This window comes from Streptomyces sp. Je 1-79 (assembly GCF_025195125.1).
In the GTDB taxonomy this organism is placed as follows: Bacteria; Actinomycetota; Actinomycetes; order Streptomycetales; family Streptomycetaceae; genus Streptomyces.
The window spans coordinates 261,287-275,880 of sequence record NZ_JAMGSL010000011.1 but is presented as its reverse complement, the minus strand read 5'-3'; the positions used below and the strand labels follow the sequence as shown (position 1 = coordinate 275,880).

Here is a 14,594-nt window from a genome sequence, read left to right as displayed (position 1 = left end):
TTCTCGCGGACGCGGTGGTGGAGAAGTTCGGCGGGGACAGTGTTCCGGAGACCCGCCGCAATGTGCGCTCGTACCTCGACCACCTCCAGATCCGGTGACCGCACCCCTGATCGTCCTGGTCGGACCCATGGGGGTGGGCAAGTCGACCGTCGGCGCGCTGCTCGCGAAGAGGCTGGGCTGCGCCTACCGGGACACGGACGACGCCGTCGTCGCCGCCCAGGGGCGGTCCGTCGCCGACATCTTCGTCGACGAGGGCGAGACGTACTTCCGGGCGCTGGAGAAGGCCGCCGTCGCCACCGCGCTCGTGGAGCACGACGGGGTGCTGGCCCTGGGAGGCGGCGCGGTCCTGGACGCCGGGACCCGTGAACTGCTCTCCGCCCACGCCGCGGTCGTCCACCTGACGATGGGCGTCGAGGAGGCGGTCGGCCGCGCCGGCCTCGACACCGCGCGGCCGCTGCTCGCGGGCGATCCCCGCGGGCGCTGGCAGGAGCTGACGGAGTCACGGCGGCACCTGTACGCCGAGGTCGCCCGGGCGGTCGTGGCCACCGACGGTCGCACGCCCGAAGAGGTCGCGGACGCGGTCCTGGCCGCGCTGGAGTCGAGCCGTTGATGGCTGAGATCGCTCGTGTCCAGGTCGGCGGTTCGGCGCGTACGGATTCCCCACGGGCGGCTACGACGAGGCCGGCCGGGCCGCGACCGGTGGGTGGCCCCGCACCCGTACCGCCCGCGTGGTGGTCCGGCCACACCCCGCCGGAACCAGCTCGCCCCTAGCCATCTGGCATATCCGGAATGGCCGAATCAGCAGTGGTCCGGCACGCACGAGCGGCGGGAGGTGGGTGCCGTGGACACCTCGTCCGCGGCACCCCCGCGAAGCGATCGTTGGAGGGCAACAGAGCAGGCCATCCCCCATGGTTGGAGTGTCGTGAACACAGCTGTCATCAGGCGACGAGACCCGGTCCGACCGCTGACCGTGCCGTGCCGGAGCGGGCGTCCCGCCGACCCGTCCGTGTCCGACGACGCCGTCTCCGAGCTCTGCGCCACGCTGTTCTCGTCGTTCCCCAGGAAGGACCAGCGGCAGCGGGGAGCGCAGTACCTGCGCGGGCTGCTCACCACCGAGGGGCGTAAGACGGCCCGTAACATCGCGGCCCATCTCGGCGCTCCGGCCACGGAACAGACGCTGCACCACTTCATCGCCGACTCCACCTGGAGCTGGCGCCCGCTGCGCGCCGCGCTCGCCGCCCATCTGGAGCGGAAGACGGCCGCCCAGGCCTGGGTGGTGCGCCAGATGTCGATACCGAAGACCGGCGAGCACTCGGTCGGTGTCGACCGGGGGTTCGCCCCGCATCTGCGCCAGTCGTTCCGGGGCCAGCAGGCCTACGGCGTGTGGCTCGCCTCCCAGGAGCTGAGCGCGCCCGTCGACTGGCGTCTGGTCCTGCCCGAGCAGTGGATCCACGACCCCGCGCTGCGCACCCGGGCGGGCGTACCGGAGGAGGCGGGGGCCGAGAGCCAGGAGGAGTGCGCCGTGGCGGTCGCCCTGGAGGCCGCGCGCCGCTGGGGTCCGCGCCGGCCGGTCCTGATCGACCTGCGGGACGGCGACGCGCCCGCGGCGGTCGCCCCGCTCGCCGCGGCGGGCGTCCCCTTCCTCCTCCGGATCGCCGGCTCCCAGCGGCTGTCCGTCGCGGACCGTGCCATGCCGGGCTTCCGGGGCGGTCCGCTGCCCGCCCAGCAGATCCTCCAGCTGGTCAAGGGGGTCCGCCGGCCGGTGCCGTGGCAGGACACGGTCGCCGGGCACGTCCCTCGGACGTCGCTCGCCGCGATGGTGCCGGTGGCCCTGTCGGACCGCTCCGCCGCGCCGCGCGGGCTGTTCCTGCTGGGCGAGTGGACCGACCCGACCCGGCCGCCGTCCGCGCTCTGGCTGACGAGCATGGCGCAGCCGGGCGCCGGCCCCCTGCTGCGGCTGACGAAGCTCACCGACCGCGTGGACGCGGACTTCGCGCGCGTCGGCGAGGAGACCGGGCTGCGGGACTACGTGGGCCGTTCCTTCCGCGGCTGGCACCGGCACATGACGCTCGCCTCCGCCGCCCACGCGGCGGTCGTGCTGTCCGGCGCCGGCTACGCCCCGGGCCGTCCGGCGGAGCTCGCCTCCGCCTGAGGGGCCGTGCCCGGCCGGCGCTGGCGGCGCAGGACCTCGCGGGAGCGGTGCAGCCGGAGCGCGAGCTGCACCTCCAGCGTTCTGCCGGGCTGCTGCCAGGCGTCGCCGAGCAGGTCGGTGACCCGGTCGAGACGGCGTGACACCGTGTTGGGGTGGACGTTCAGCACGTCGGCCGCGCCGGCCTGGCTGCCGCCCGAGGCGAAGTACGACTCCAGGGTGCCGGTCAGGTCGGTGAGGCGGTCGCGGTCGTAGTCGAGGACCGGGCCGATCGCCGACTGGATGTAGCCGTCCACGTCGTGGTCGTCGGAGAGCAGCAGACCGAGGAAGCCGAGGTCCTTCGCCGATGCCGTGCTGCCCGCGCCGTCGAGCGCGGTCAGCGCGTCCAGGCAGCGCATCGCCTCCTTGTGCATCCGGCCGATGGCGGCGGCGCCCCGGCCGGGCCCCGACGCGCCCACCGACACCGGGTGGCCGAGGAGCGGTGACAGCTGGTCGGCCACGGCGCGGGCGGCGGCCGAGGCGTCCGTCCCCGGCAGGAGCAGCACGATGTGGCCGCTGTGGACCGTCTTGAGCCCGGTCATCCGGTGCGCGTAGGAGGAGGCCCACACCACGGCACGACCCTGCTCGCCGCCCTCGGGGTGGGCGACGAGCAGGACGTGGGGCGCTTCCAGGTCGATCCCGAGGCCGCGCGCACGCTGGAGGAGGTAGTGCGTCTGGTGCCCGCTGCGGTCACCGGCCGCGAGGAGTTCGTCGAACAGGTCGTCCCTTACGGGCCCTTCGGCGACGGCCGTGCTGCGTCTGAGGAGGAGCTGGATCGCGAAGGTCTGCGCGGTCAGTTGCAGCAGGCTCTCGTCCTCCCCCACCAGGGCGGTGGTCGGTCGCAGCACCAGGACGCCCAGGTCCTCCGCCCCCGCGGTGACCGGGGCGACCCATGTGCCCCCGGCGGTGACGACGGGCCGCAGATGGGCGTGCGCGTCCAGGGCCGCCTCGGCCACGGCGGATTCGTCCAGGTCACCGAGGTCGCCGCTGGAGGCGAGCGGCCGGCCGGCCGGGTCGCGCAGCTGGAGCGCCGAGTCGAGCGCGTCGCCGGCCGCCTTGGCGACGGTGGTCAGGTCGGCGCCGGCCAGCAGCAGGCCGAGGGTGTGGCTGTGCGCCTCGTTGAGCTGCTGGAGTCTGACCAGGCTCGTACGCGTGCGGAAGCCGTCCAGTTCCAGCCGGCCCACCTCGCCCCGGGCCTGTTCGAACCGGCCCGCCCGCTCGATCGCGACGGCGGCGAGGGCCGCCAGGGAGCAGACGAGGCCTATCTCGTCCGGGCTGAAGTGGCGCACCGAGCGTGCGGCGCCGTAGAGCACGCCGAGGGTCTGGTCGCCGTTGCACATCGGCACGGCCATCATGGCGTGCAGGCCTTCGGCCCGTACGACCTCGTCGGCGCTCTCGTCGTGCGCGATCGTGGCGTCGTCGAGGTAGTCGGCCGTCCACAGCGGCGCCCTGGCCGCCAGGGTCCGGTGGCCCAGGCCGTAGGCGGCCGGAACCGAGTGACCGGTGACGAGCGCGGTGGTCGAGCCGTCGGAGACGTACACCCGCAGGTCGCCCTCCGGTTCGAGGAGGGCGATGGACGTCATGTCGAAGCTGAGGAGCCGCTTGACCCTCCGGGTGACCACCTGGAGCAGGGACTCGACGTCGTGCGGGGAGGTCAGGTCCCTCGCCGTGTCCACCAGGTCGGCCAGGCCGTCCTCGCGCTGCCGGCGCTGCCCCTGCCAGGCCTGTACGCCACGGGCCAGATGCACGGCCCGCTCCAGGCGGGCCAGCTCCCGGTCCGTGGCGCCGTCGCGACGGGCTCGCTGCAGCACCTCGTCGAACCGGCCCGACGGCGCCTGGTCGGCGAGGAGTTCGAGGACGGCCATCAGGCCGGTGTCGTTGGTCTGTGGAACCGTCATGGTGTGCGAGCCCCCAGCCCGTCGAACGCGTTTCGTCCGTTATCGGTCAGAAACTAGTTCGACGGGGATCTTCCGGTCAACCGGCGACAGACATGCGCTGACGTGCCGGGAGCGCGTGCCGCGCGGAGTGCAGAACGGTCCCGATGCGCACCGCCGCGGCCTCCCGGTACGGCCGCACCGCACCCCCGTGGTCCGCGCCGCGTTCCAGCTCGGCGACCATCGCCTCGTACCGCGGCGGCGAGCTGCGGAACCGGGAGAGGAAGACGGACAGGCCGGTGTAGAGCTCGTGCCGTCGGCCGAGTCTGCGCTGCGCCTCGACCCACTGCTCGAGGGCCCGCAGCCGGGACTGTTCGAGGCGGGCGATGTGCGTCCGCAGGTGGGGTCCGGTCACGACGCCGGTGTAGGCGTCGGCGGTCCACAACTCAAGGGCCTCGCCGAGGCGTTCGGCCGCGGTCGCGTAGTCCTCCAGCTCCATGGCCCGGTAGCCGGCGCCGGCCGCGCGCTGGAACACCCGGAGGTCGGAGGTGCCGCCTCCGGTGGCGAGGCGGTAGCCGGAGGTCAGCGAGACGAGGACGTCGCGCGCCGTGCGCGGGCCGTTGGCGGGGGACGAGCCCGCCGCCTCCTCGCGGCCGACGCCCAGCGCCGCGTCGATCAGCTCCCGCAACTGCCGGACGTGCGTCGCGACCATGTCCTGTGCGTACTGCGGCGGCCCTTCGGGCCAGAGCTCCTGGGTCAGGACGGCCGTCGGCACGATGTGGTCGGCATGGGCCGTGAGCAGTGCGAGCAGTTGGCGGGCCGGTGCGGCGGTGGGGACGATCGGCGTCCCGCCCTCCTGCACGTTGAGCAAGCCCAGCACCTTCAGATCCATAGCGCCCCCTCCATGGTTCACGTCCTGCCACCATAAGATAATAATGACCACTTCGTTTTTTGAGGAGGGGATATCTTGACGTCAAGGAAACAATCGGCGGACGGAAGTGGGCCCGGGCGGGCGGACGTTCCCTCCCGGGCCTAGACCCTGTCGGCCTGGCGCGGTACGGATCAGGCCGTGCCGGTCTCCGAAAGATCCTTCCTCGTCAGGGACTTCGGGCTCGCGTGCCCGGACAGCGCCAGGGTGAGGTCGAGTTCGGCGAGCAGGCAGCGGATCACATGGTCCACGCCCGGCCCGCCGTCGAGGGCGAGACCGTAGGCGTACGGGCGCCCGACGAGCACGCCGGACGCGCCGAGCGCCAGGGCCTTGGCGATGTCGGCGCCGGTGCGGACACCGCTGTCGAAGAGGACCGTCAGCCGGTCGGCGACCGCGTCCGCCACGGCCGGCAGGGCGTCGGCGGCGGCGATCGCACCCGCGACCTGACGCCCTCCGTGGTTGGAGACGACGACGCCGTCCATGCCCGCGTCGGCCGCCGCGCGGGCGTCGTCGGGGTGCAGGACCCCCTTCAGGACGACCGGCCCGTCCCAGTTCTCGCGCAGGAACGCCAGGTCCGGCCAGGTCTTCCCGGGGTCGGCGAACATCGACACGAAGTGCATCACGGCCGCGTTCGGATCCTCCTCGACCGGCTTGGCCAGGCCCGCCCGGAACGCCGGGTCGGTGAAGTAGTTGGCGGTCCCGACCCCGTGCAGGAACGGCAGGTACGCCTGGTCGAGGTCGCGGGGCCGCCAGGAGAGCAGCGGGGTGTCGAGGGTGACGACGAGGGCCGTGAAACCGGCCGCCTTCGCCCGGCGCAGGAAGGAGCGGGCGACCTCCTCGTCCTTCGGCCAGTACAGCTGGAACCACCGCTCCCCCTCCCCCATCGCCTCCGCGACCTGCTCCATCGGCGTACTGGAGGCGGAGGAGAGGATGAACGGGATGCCGCGCGCCGCGGCCGCCCGGGCGGCCGCGGGTTCGGCGTCGGGGTGCAGGATCGACAGCACGCCGACGGGCGCCAGCGCGACGGGGGCGGGCAGCGTACGGCCGAACAGCTCCACGGACAGGTCCCGTTCGCGTACGTCGCGGAGCATCCGCGGGACGATCCGCCGGCGTTCGAGAGCCGCCCTGTTGGCGCTCGCGGTGGACCCGTCGCCCGCGCTTCCGGCGACGTAGCCGACCGGGCCCGGGCCCAGCCGGGCGGCGGCCAGCTCCTCCAGGCGGGTCAGGTCCGTGGGGAGCCGCGGGACGGCTCCGGTCAGTCCGTTCAGATAGATCTCGTACTGGAAGTCCGCCCAGCTCATGTACGGGTACCGCCCCTCGGAGGATCGTCGTGGGAGCACCTTGCCACCGGGGCCCGGCGCCTCACCAGGCCCCTGCGGCCACCACTCCCAGCCATACGGCTCCGAGCCCGGCGGCCAGGCTCCCCGCCACGTTCGCCGCCGCGTACCCCTTCGCTCCGCCCTCGTACAGCCTCAACGTCTCGTGGGAGAAGGTGGAGTACGTCGTCAGCGCACCGCACAGCCCCGTGCCGAGCAGCAGATGGAGCCGGCCGGAGGCGACCCCGGTGAGCAGGCCGAGGACGAAGGAGCCGACGACGTTGACCGTGAACGTGCCCCAGGGGAAGCCGGGGCGGCGGCGCGAGCGCATCGCCCGGTCGGTGAGGTACCGCAGGGGCGCGCCGACGGCGGCGCCCGCGACGACGAGCAGCCAGTTCACCGCGCCCCCCTCGCCAGGGCGCCGCGGGTCGCGAGGGTCGCGGCCCCGACCGCCCCCAGCGCGGCGACCACCGTGCCTGCCAGGTACGCCACGCCACGGCCCGCGTCCCCCGCGCCCAACAGCCGCTGCGCTTCGAGGGCGTAGGCGGAGAAGGTGGTGAAGCCGCCGAGGATTCCCGTGCCGAGGAAGGGCCGCAGGAGCGGGTGGGGCGCGGTGGCGGCCTCGGTGAGCAGGACCGTCAGGACGCCGATCGCGGCGCAGCCGGCCGTGTTCACGGCGAGGGTGGTCCAGGGGAACGCGCCCGCGGGCGTGGGCCAGGCGAGCGACGCGCCGTAGCGGGCCGCCGCGCCGAGCGCCCCGCCGGCGGCCACGACGCCGACGACCGGCAGCTCTCCACGGAAGTCCATGACGTCAGGCTATGCGGCCCCCGGGACGGACCGAGCGAGGCGGACAGGCGCGGCCCCTGGCCTGGGGCATTAACCAGGGGCCGGCCCGGCCGCCTCGTCCTTGGATGGTCGGGCCGGGCCCCCCTCCGGACAAAGCCGGGCCCCGGAGTCCGTCAGATCAGTTCAGGGCGGCCGCGATCAGCAGCCCGAACGAGGCGGTGATCAGCACCGTACGGATCAGGTGGAAGCTGTTCCAGCGCTTCTCGAAGGCGCCACGCACGGCGGAGGGGAGCTCGTCCGTCCGCTCCGAGGCGGCCAGCGCGTTGTTGAGGGGGATGTTCCCGCCGAGGGTCACCAGGTGGTTCAGGACCGCGCAGACGAGACCGGCGAGGACCAGCCACTTCTGCGTGTCGGAGCGACCGTCGACGGGCACGAAGAACGCGGCGACCGGGAAGGCCACGACGCCCAGGAACACGAGCACGAACAGCGGCTTGGGAACGTACTCGTTGATCCGCCGCATGGCGTCGACGAACGCGCCGTCGTCGAGCCGCCCCAGGGCAGGCATGATCCCGGTCTGGAAGATCAGCATGAACCCGGCGTAGAGACCGGTGGAAGCGACGGCGAGGGCGAGCAGCAGGGTGGCCATGGGCCCATCATGGCCGGATCCCCCGCCCCCGCGCAGCGCTTGTGGATCAGCCGCTGTACGGATCACCTGATTCCGCGCCGCCGCCCGGTCCGAACAGCCTGTCCGCCTGCCGGATCGCCTCGGTCAGCTCCCGGACCACCTGGGAACCCGACCGCTCGGCGATCGCCCCCGAGCGCTCCGCCAGCTCCGGGAGCCGGGGCGCGCCCGGCAGATCCCCGCCCCGCAGCCGGTCGGCGAAGTAGGCGGTGACGGCCGTCAGTTGCAGACTGTCGTGGCCCGGCGCCCAGAGCGAGGCGGCGAGGGCGCCGGTGGTGACGCTGCCGGATTTCTCGTGCGGTGCGCGGCTCTTCGGGTCGAGCCAGCGGACCGTGGCCGTGGCCAGCTGCCCCGTGGCGCCGGGCCGGGTCTTCACGGCGTACAGCGCGGTGACGGTGTGGCCCGCGCCGACCTCGCCGCCGTCGACCCGGTCGTTGCGGAAGTCCTCGTCGGCGACGTCCCGGTTCTCGTAGCCGATCAGCCGGAACCGCTCGACGGTCTTCGGGTCGAAGGCGACCTGCGCCTTGGCATCGCGGGCGCGCAGCTCGATGTGGGTGGGGAGCTGCTCCACGAACACCTTGCGGGCCTGCTCGGTGGTGGAGACGTACGTGGTGTGTCCGTCGCCCTTGTCGGCGAGCTGCTCCATGAACGCGTCGCCGTACTCGCTGCCGACACCGACTCCGAAGAGGGTGATGCCGTACTCCCGGCGCTCCTCGTCGATCCGGTTCAGGATCGACTGCGCCTGCGTCTCGCCGGTGTTGGCGAGGGCGTCGGAGAGCAGTACGACCCGGTTGGTCGCGCCCTTGCGGTGGCCCTCGACCGCGACGTCGTAGCCGGTGCGCACCCCGGCCTCCACATTGGTCGAGGAGGTGGTCCTCAGCTCGTCGACGATGCCGTGGATGCGCTCGCGCTGCCCCTTGACCCGCGTCATGGGGAGCCGGGTCTCGGCCTCGTCGCTGAAGGTGACCAGGGCGACGGAGTCGTCGTCGCGGAGCTCGTCGGTGAGGATGCCGAGGGACTCCTTGACCAGGTCGAGGCGGCCGGTCTCGGCCATCGAACCGGAGATGTCGACGACGAAGGTGAGCGCGGCGGGCGGGCGTTCGCCCTCCCGGTCCGCCGCCGCGGTGGCGAGCCCGACCCTGACGAGGGACCAGCCCTCGTCGCCGGTCCGGGCGCCGTCGACGGTCACGCTGAACCCCTCGCCCTCCGGCCTCGGATAGTCCGGGCGGAAGCTGTTGACGAACTCCTCGGGCCGTACGGACGCCGGTTCGGGCAGCCGGCCCTCGGCGAGGGTGCGGCGGGCATAGCCGTACGAGGCGGTGTCCACGTCCAGGGCGAAGGTCGAGAGGTAGTCGGCGGGCGGGCGCCTGTACCGCTGCTCGCCCTCGGCCGCGTCCTCCCCGCCCGACTCCGGGCGGGGCGCCTCCGGCCGGGGCGCGTCCGGCGCGTGGTTGCCGCCGCCCCGGCTGTCCGTGGCCCGCTCGGTGTCTCCGCCGCTCCCACACCCCGTCAGGACCAGTCCGGCGGCCAGGATCCCGGCCGCGAGCCGTGCCCGGTTTCGTCGCTCCACGTCATCTCCCCCTTGAGGTCCGTCACTTGTGAATGTGACGTCCGGGGAGGGCGAAAGGAGCAGACGAAGGAGTTGCGGATGGATCTCAATGCGGCAACGGCGGCCGGTGTACGCCGCGCGTGGCATGGACTCGCCACCTTCCTCAACAGGGGTTGTCACCGTGTGCAGTCACATGCGTACATGGAGTGGCACACCGATGGGGGCGGGGGTGGTCAGCGGTGGCAGAGACTGCGGGCTCCGTGATGCTCGCGCGATCGGCGATGAACCGGGCGGCGCCCGAGGCCCAGCGGCCTCCGGGCCGCCCCGTCCGCGGCACGAGGAGGATCAGCGCGGCGCTGGCCGGGCTCGCCGCCTCGACCCGGCACGAGCTGCTGACCTTCGACGACCCGGCCGCCTCCGTGGGCCGTGCGATCCCCGAGCCGTTCCTGGAGTTGGCGGGAGCGTGCATGCGGGCCGCGGTGGAGCGGGCGCCGGAGGTCAGACGGATCGTGCCGCGCCACGCCCTCCCCCATGTGGCGGGCGCGGTCCGGCTGCCCGGCCGCGCCCGGCTCACGGACGCGATCCCGTTCAAGATGATCCTCGTCGACCGCACGGTCGCGGCGGTCCCGCTCGATCTGGAGCTGCTGTACAACGGGCTGCTGCTGATCCGGGACCCGGTCGTCGTACAGGCCCTGGTCCGCGCGCACCAGGCCAGTTGGGACACGGGCGAGGAGCTGACCGCAGCCACGGCCGGGCCGCGCGGGCAGCTGCCTCCCCAGCTCCGCCCCATCCTCGAAGCGCTCCTCGCCGGACTCACCGACGAGACGGCCGCCGCCCGCCTCGGCATGTCGGGCCGCACCTACAGCCGCCGGGTCGGCGAGCTGCTGCACGCCCTGGGCACGACGAGCCGCTTCCGCGCGGGTGCGGAAGCGGCCCGAAGGGGGTGGCTGTGACAGGACGGTGGTGGAGGCCTCCGCGCTGCCGTTCGGTGGCTCCCGGGCCTACGAGACGATGTCCTTGCGGGCGAAGCCCCGGAAGGCGAGGGCGAAGAGGATCACCGCGTACGTCACCGAGATCGCCGTGCCCTTCAGCATCCCGCCCCACTCCAGCTGGGGCTGGAGCGCGTCCACCCAGGCGTACTGCCAGTGCGCGGGCACGAAGTCGCGCCAGGAGCCGAGCGCCGTGACCGCGTCGAGGACGTTGCCGATGATCGTCAGACCGACGGCGCCTCCGACCGCGCCCAGCGGTGCGTCGGTCTTGGTGGAGAGCCAGAAGGCGAGCCCGGCCGTCACCAGTTGGGAGACGAGGATGAAGGCGACGGCGAGGCCCAGACGGGGCAGGGTCTCGGCGGCGGGCAGAGCGCCGCCGGTCGGGAGCTTCAGCGGCCCCCAGCCGTAGGCGACCGTGCCCGCGGCGAGCGCGACCAGCGGCAGCAGCACCATCGCCGCCGCGCTGAAGCCGAGCGCCACGGCCAGCTTCGACCACAGCAGCCGGCCCCGGGGCACGGGCGCGGCCAGCAGATAGCGCAGCGAGGACCAGCTCGCCTCGGAGGCGACGGTGTCCCCACAGAACAGGGCCACCGCCACCACGAGGAGGAAGCCGGCCGAGACGAAGAGACAGGTCGCGGCGAAGTTCGCCGCCGACGCCGTCGCCGTGTCCATCAGCGTGATCCGGCCGTTGCCGCCGCCGTCCTGGTCCCCGCCGATGGCGAAGGCGATGATCAGGACGAACGGCAGGGCGGCGAGGACGGCGCCCATGACCAGGGTGCGGCGCCGCTTCAGCTGCCGTACGGCCTCGACGCGCAGCGGCAGGGTGCGCCGCGCCCGGTAGCCGGGGGCGGTCTCCACGAGCTCCGCCGGTTCCGCGGTGGTCGTGCTCATGCGGATCCTCCTCCGATCAGGGTCAGGAACGCGTCCTCGAGGCGCCGGTGCGGTCCCACACCGGTCACGGGCACGTCCAGGCGGACGAGTTCGCCGATCAGGGCGGTGGCGTCGGCCCCGTCGAGACGGACCAGGAGTCCGCCCTCGGTCCGTGCCGCCGAGCCGATCCCGGGCAGCGCGCCGATCTTGTCGACGAGCGGGTCGGGGACGGTGTCCCCCAGTGTCACGAGCAGGGTGTCGCCCGCGCCGGTGATCTCGCCGACCGGTCCGGCCTGGACGAGCTGCCCGCGGTCCATCACCACGAGATGGGTGCAGGACTGTTCGACCTCGGAGAGGAGGTGGCTGGAGACGATGACGGTCCGGCCGCCGGCCGCGTAACGGATCATCACGTCCCGCATCTCGCGGATCTGTGGCGGGTCGAGGCCGTTGGTCGGTTCGTCGAGGATCAGCAGGTCCGGCAGGCCGAGCATGGCCTGGGCGATCGCGAGCCGCTGCCGCATGCCCTGCGAGTACGTCCGTACGGCGCGGGCGAGCGCGTCGCCGAGGCCCGCGATCTCCAGGGCCTCCCCCAGGTGCGCGTCCTCCGCGGGACGGCCGGTGGCCTTCCAGTACAGCTCCAGGTTGTCCCGCCCGGAGAGGTGCGGCAGGAAGCCCGCGCCCTCAACGAAGGCACCGACCCGGGAGAGGACGGGCGCGCCCGGGCGGATGGCCTGGCCGAAGACCCGGATCTCCCCGTCGTCGGGGGTGATCAGGCCCATGAGCATGCGCAGGGTGGTGGTCTTTCCGGCGCCGTTGGGCCCGAGCAGTCCGAGGACCTGCCCCTGCTCCACACGGAAGGAGAGGTCCCGTACGGCATACCGGTCGGAGGACTTGGCGTACTTCTTCGACAGGCCCGTGATCTGCAGCGGTACGACGGCGAGTTCGGGATCGGGGGCGGGGGCCGCGGTCCGGCGCCGGGAGGTCAGCAGCAGCGCGGCGGCGATCAGCGCACCGGCGAGCGGCAGGCCCCACACCCACCAGGGCATCGCGGCCGCCTGGGTGTTCACCGCGGGCGCCGTGGGCACGGTCAGCGGGGACTCGACGGCCACGGTGTACGTGGCCGGCGCGGCCGGCGAGGCGTAGCCGAGGTCGGTGGCCGCGAGCACCAGCCGCAGCCGGTGGCCTGCCTCCACCTCGTGGTCGATCGCGGGCAGCGTCAGCTCGACGCTCCGGCCCTTGGCGGCGCTCTCGACGCGGACGGGGGCGACGAGCTGGGCGGGCAGCACCTGCTGGCGTCCGTCCGGCCCGACGTCGTAGACCTTGCCGAAGAGGACGGCCGAGCCGTCCGGGCTGTCCGAGGTGACCTTGACGCGGACGGTCGGCGAGCCGGTGATCCGTACCGGTTCGGCCTGTGGCCTCGCGTCGAACCGGGCGTACTGGCCGGGGAAGTCGAGGGAGAGGCCGACGCCCAGGGAGGAGAACCGGGAGAGTCCGCCGCCGATGCCGGGGACGGCCGAGATGGCGGGCGGACTGGCCCCCGCGGGGTTGGCGAAGGACTGCGGCCGGCCGGCGTCGAGCGGGACGGAGAGCGGGGTGCCCGAGAGGCCCGGGTAACGGTCGGAGGTCGCGCCGCGCAGCTGTGCCTGGCCGTCGGTGGAGTCGACTCCACCGGTGCGGCTGACACGGAACGCGGGGCCGGTGTCGGCGCCCTTGTCCTGCTTGAGGTGACGGTCGAACCAGGCGCCGATCCGGGCCTCGACCCGTTCGGTCTCGCGGTCGCCGCCGTCGTGGCCGCCCGCGACCCAGTCGACGGAGACGGGCGCGCCGTTGGCGGCGATCGTCTTCGCCATGGCATCGGCGTGCGTGAGCGGGAAGAGGGAGTCGCTCTGCCCCTGGACGATCAGGGCGGGGACCTTGATGCGGTCGCCGACGGCGGAGGGGCTGCGGGCTTCGAGGAGCGCACGGGCGGCGGCGTCGGGCTTCCCGGCGACGGCGACGCTCTCGTACATCGCGCACAGCTCGGCGGTGAAACGCCCGCAGCCGGCGGAGCCCGGAGCGGGGGCTGGGGCGGTGCCGCTCTCGGCACCGGACTGGGCACCGGACTCGGCACCAGCACCGGCACCCGACCTGGCCCCGGCACCGGCACCGGCACCGGGGCCCGTCTCGGAGCCCGTACCGCCATCCGTCTCGGAGCCCGTACCGTCACGCGGCTCGGTGCCGCGGTCGGCTCCGGCCGGTGCGCCCGCCTCGGCGCCGGTCGAGAAGAAGATCCCGGCCCAGAGCTTCTTGAAGACGCCGTCCGGGAAGAGGGCGTCGGCGAGGTTCCAGTACGTGATCTGCGGGGCGATCGCGTCGACGCGGGTGTCGTGGCCGGCGGCGAGGAGCGAGACCGTCCCGCCGTAGGAGGCGCCGGTGACACCGACGCGCGGGTCGCCGGCCTTGTCGAGCTGGACCTCGGACCGCTGGGCGAGCCAGTCGACGAGCCGCTGGACGTCCTTGACCTCGTGCGCGGGGTCGTTGAGTCCGATCTGCCCCGTGGACGCGCCGAAGCCGCGCGCCGACCAGGTCAGGACGGCGTAACCGTCACGGGCGAGCTTCTCGGCCTGGGCGCGGACGTCGTCCTTGGAGCCGCCGAAGCCGTGGCCGAGCAGCACGGCGGGCCTGCGGTCGGCGGCGGGCCCCGAGGTGAAGTACGAGGTGTCGATCCGCGCCCCGGGCATGTCGAGCACCTGGTCCGCGCGGTGCACGGGCGGCGGTTCGTCGGAGGCGACGGCGGTCCAGGTGCCGGCGCCCGCGAGCACGGCGAGGGCGGCGGTGACCGCGGCCCACCGGGGAAGTCGGAATGGCATGGTGCCGAGCCTAGGCGTGCCGCCTGTGCGACTCGGCTGTCCCCGGGCGGAAATCGGCGGCCTCCTGGAGTCGTACGCCGTACCGTCCCGTACACCAGGCGCGGTATGCGCGGTGCGGGGCGAAGGGGTGGCGGATGGAGATCAGGCGGGCGACGACGGTGGCCGAGCTGCTCGCGGCGGGGCACCTCTACGACGGCCCGCCGCGGAAGCGGTGGGCGGAGGCGTTCCTGGCCGCACCGGGCCATCTGATGCTGATCGCGTACGCGGAGGACGGGTTCCCGGCCGGGCTGGTGTCCGGGATCGAGATGCTCCACCCGGACAAGGGCGTGGAGATGTGCCTGTACGAGCTGTCGGTGGACGAGGCGTACCGGCGGCGGGGCGTGGGCCGGGCGCTGACGGAGGCGCTGGCGGCCGAGGCGCGGGAGCGGGGCTGTTACGACATGTGGGTGGGCGTGGAGCCGGACAACGAGGCCGCGCTGCGGACGTACCGGTCGGCGGGGGCAGGGGACGACGGCGGCTTCGCGATGCTGACCTGGGAGTTCGAGGTGAAGGACCGGTGAGGG

Annotated in this window: 13 protein-coding genes; 4 read left to right on the top strand and 9 right to left on the bottom strand. The window is 73.6% G+C overall.

Going from position 1 to position 14,594, the window contains the following annotated elements; translation table 11 throughout:
- The first annotated feature begins 94 nt into the window (after positions 1-94).
- Together M5362_RS23975 and M5362_RS23970 are read left to right on the top strand one after the other, a co-directional pair.
- A complete protein-coding gene (locus M5362_RS23975; RefSeq protein ID WP_260229770.1) occupies positions 95-610 on the top strand; it encodes a shikimate kinase in 516 nt (171 codons plus the stop codon).
- 396 nt (positions 611-1,006) lie between these two features.
- On the top strand, positions 1,007-2,152 hold the full coding sequence (locus M5362_RS23970; RefSeq protein WP_308354902.1) for a transposase: 1,146 nt from the start codon (positions 1,007-1,009) through the stop codon (positions 2,150-2,152).
- On the opposite strand, the gene M5362_RS23965 is transcribed toward M5362_RS23970, so the two are convergent.
- The 7 genes from M5362_RS23965 to M5362_RS23935 form a co-directional block, all read right to left on the bottom strand.
- Entirely contained in the window at positions 2,113-4,086 is a 1,974-nt protein-coding gene (locus tag M5362_RS23965) for a GAF domain-containing protein (RefSeq protein WP_260229769.1), read from the bottom strand. The two genes, M5362_RS23970 and M5362_RS23965, sit on opposite strands and share 40 nt — an antisense overlap.
- 76 nt (positions 4,087-4,162) lie before the next feature.
- Positions 4,163-4,954, bottom strand: coding sequence for a BTAD domain-containing putative transcriptional regulator (locus M5362_RS23960; RefSeq protein ID WP_260229768.1), 792 nt, complete (start codon positions 4,952-4,954; stop codon positions 4,163-4,165).
- Between the two features lie 170 nt (positions 4,955-5,124).
- On the bottom strand, positions 5,125-6,291 hold the full coding sequence (locus M5362_RS23955; protein ID WP_260229767.1) for a lactate 2-monooxygenase: 1,167 nt from the start codon (positions 6,289-6,291) through the stop codon (positions 5,125-5,127).
- A 61-nt stretch (positions 6,292-6,352) separates the two neighbouring features.
- Positions 6,353-6,706 carry a fluoride efflux transporter CrcB gene (gene crcB, locus M5362_RS23950; protein ID WP_260229766.1) on the bottom strand — a complete coding sequence of 118 codons (354 nt, stop codon included), beginning with the start codon at positions 6,704-6,706 and terminating at the stop codon, positions 6,353-6,355.
- Positions 6,703-7,113, bottom strand: coding sequence for a CrcB family protein (locus M5362_RS23945; protein WP_260229765.1), 411 nt, complete (start codon positions 7,111-7,113; stop codon positions 6,703-6,705). Before M5362_RS23945 ends, crcB begins: the two co-directional genes overlap by 4 nt.
- A gap of 157 nt (positions 7,114-7,270) precedes the next feature.
- Complete coding sequence (locus M5362_RS23940; protein ID WP_260229764.1) at positions 7,271-7,738, bottom strand: DUF1772 domain-containing protein; 468 nt, start codon at positions 7,736-7,738, stop codon at positions 7,271-7,273.
- A gap of 46 nt (positions 7,739-7,784) precedes the next feature.
- A complete protein-coding gene (locus M5362_RS23935; protein ID WP_260229763.1) occupies positions 7,785-9,344 on the bottom strand; it encodes a von Willebrand factor type A domain-containing protein in 1,560 nt (519 codons plus the stop codon).
- A gap of 218 nt (positions 9,345-9,562) precedes the next feature.
- On the opposite strand from M5362_RS23935, the gene M5362_RS23930 reads away from it, so the two are divergent.
- Positions 9,563-10,276 carry a DNA-binding response regulator gene (locus M5362_RS23930; protein ID WP_260229762.1) on the top strand — a complete coding sequence of 238 codons (714 nt, stop codon included), beginning with the start codon at positions 9,563-9,565 and terminating at the stop codon, positions 10,274-10,276.
- A 48-nt stretch (positions 10,277-10,324) separates the two neighbouring features.
- Here M5362_RS23930 and M5362_RS23925 read toward each other — a convergent pair whose 3' ends face one another.
- A complete protein-coding gene (locus M5362_RS23925; RefSeq protein WP_260229761.1) occupies positions 10,325-11,203 on the bottom strand; it encodes an ABC transporter permease in 879 nt (292 codons plus the stop codon).
- Positions 11,200-14,031 (bottom strand): alpha/beta fold hydrolase, encoded by a 2,832-nt coding sequence (locus tag M5362_RS23920; protein WP_260229760.1) that lies wholly within the window; start codon positions 14,029-14,031, stop codon positions 11,200-11,202. The genes M5362_RS23925 and M5362_RS23920 overlap by 4 nt, the downstream gene beginning before the upstream one ends.
- Positions 14,032-14,165: 134 nt before the next feature.
- Here M5362_RS23920 and M5362_RS23915 point away from each other — a divergent pair, with 134 nt between their 5' ends.
- Positions 14,166-14,591, top strand: coding sequence for a GNAT family N-acetyltransferase (locus M5362_RS23915; RefSeq protein WP_260229759.1), 426 nt, complete (start codon positions 14,166-14,168; stop codon positions 14,589-14,591).
- Positions 14,592-14,594 lie beyond the last annotated feature (3 nt).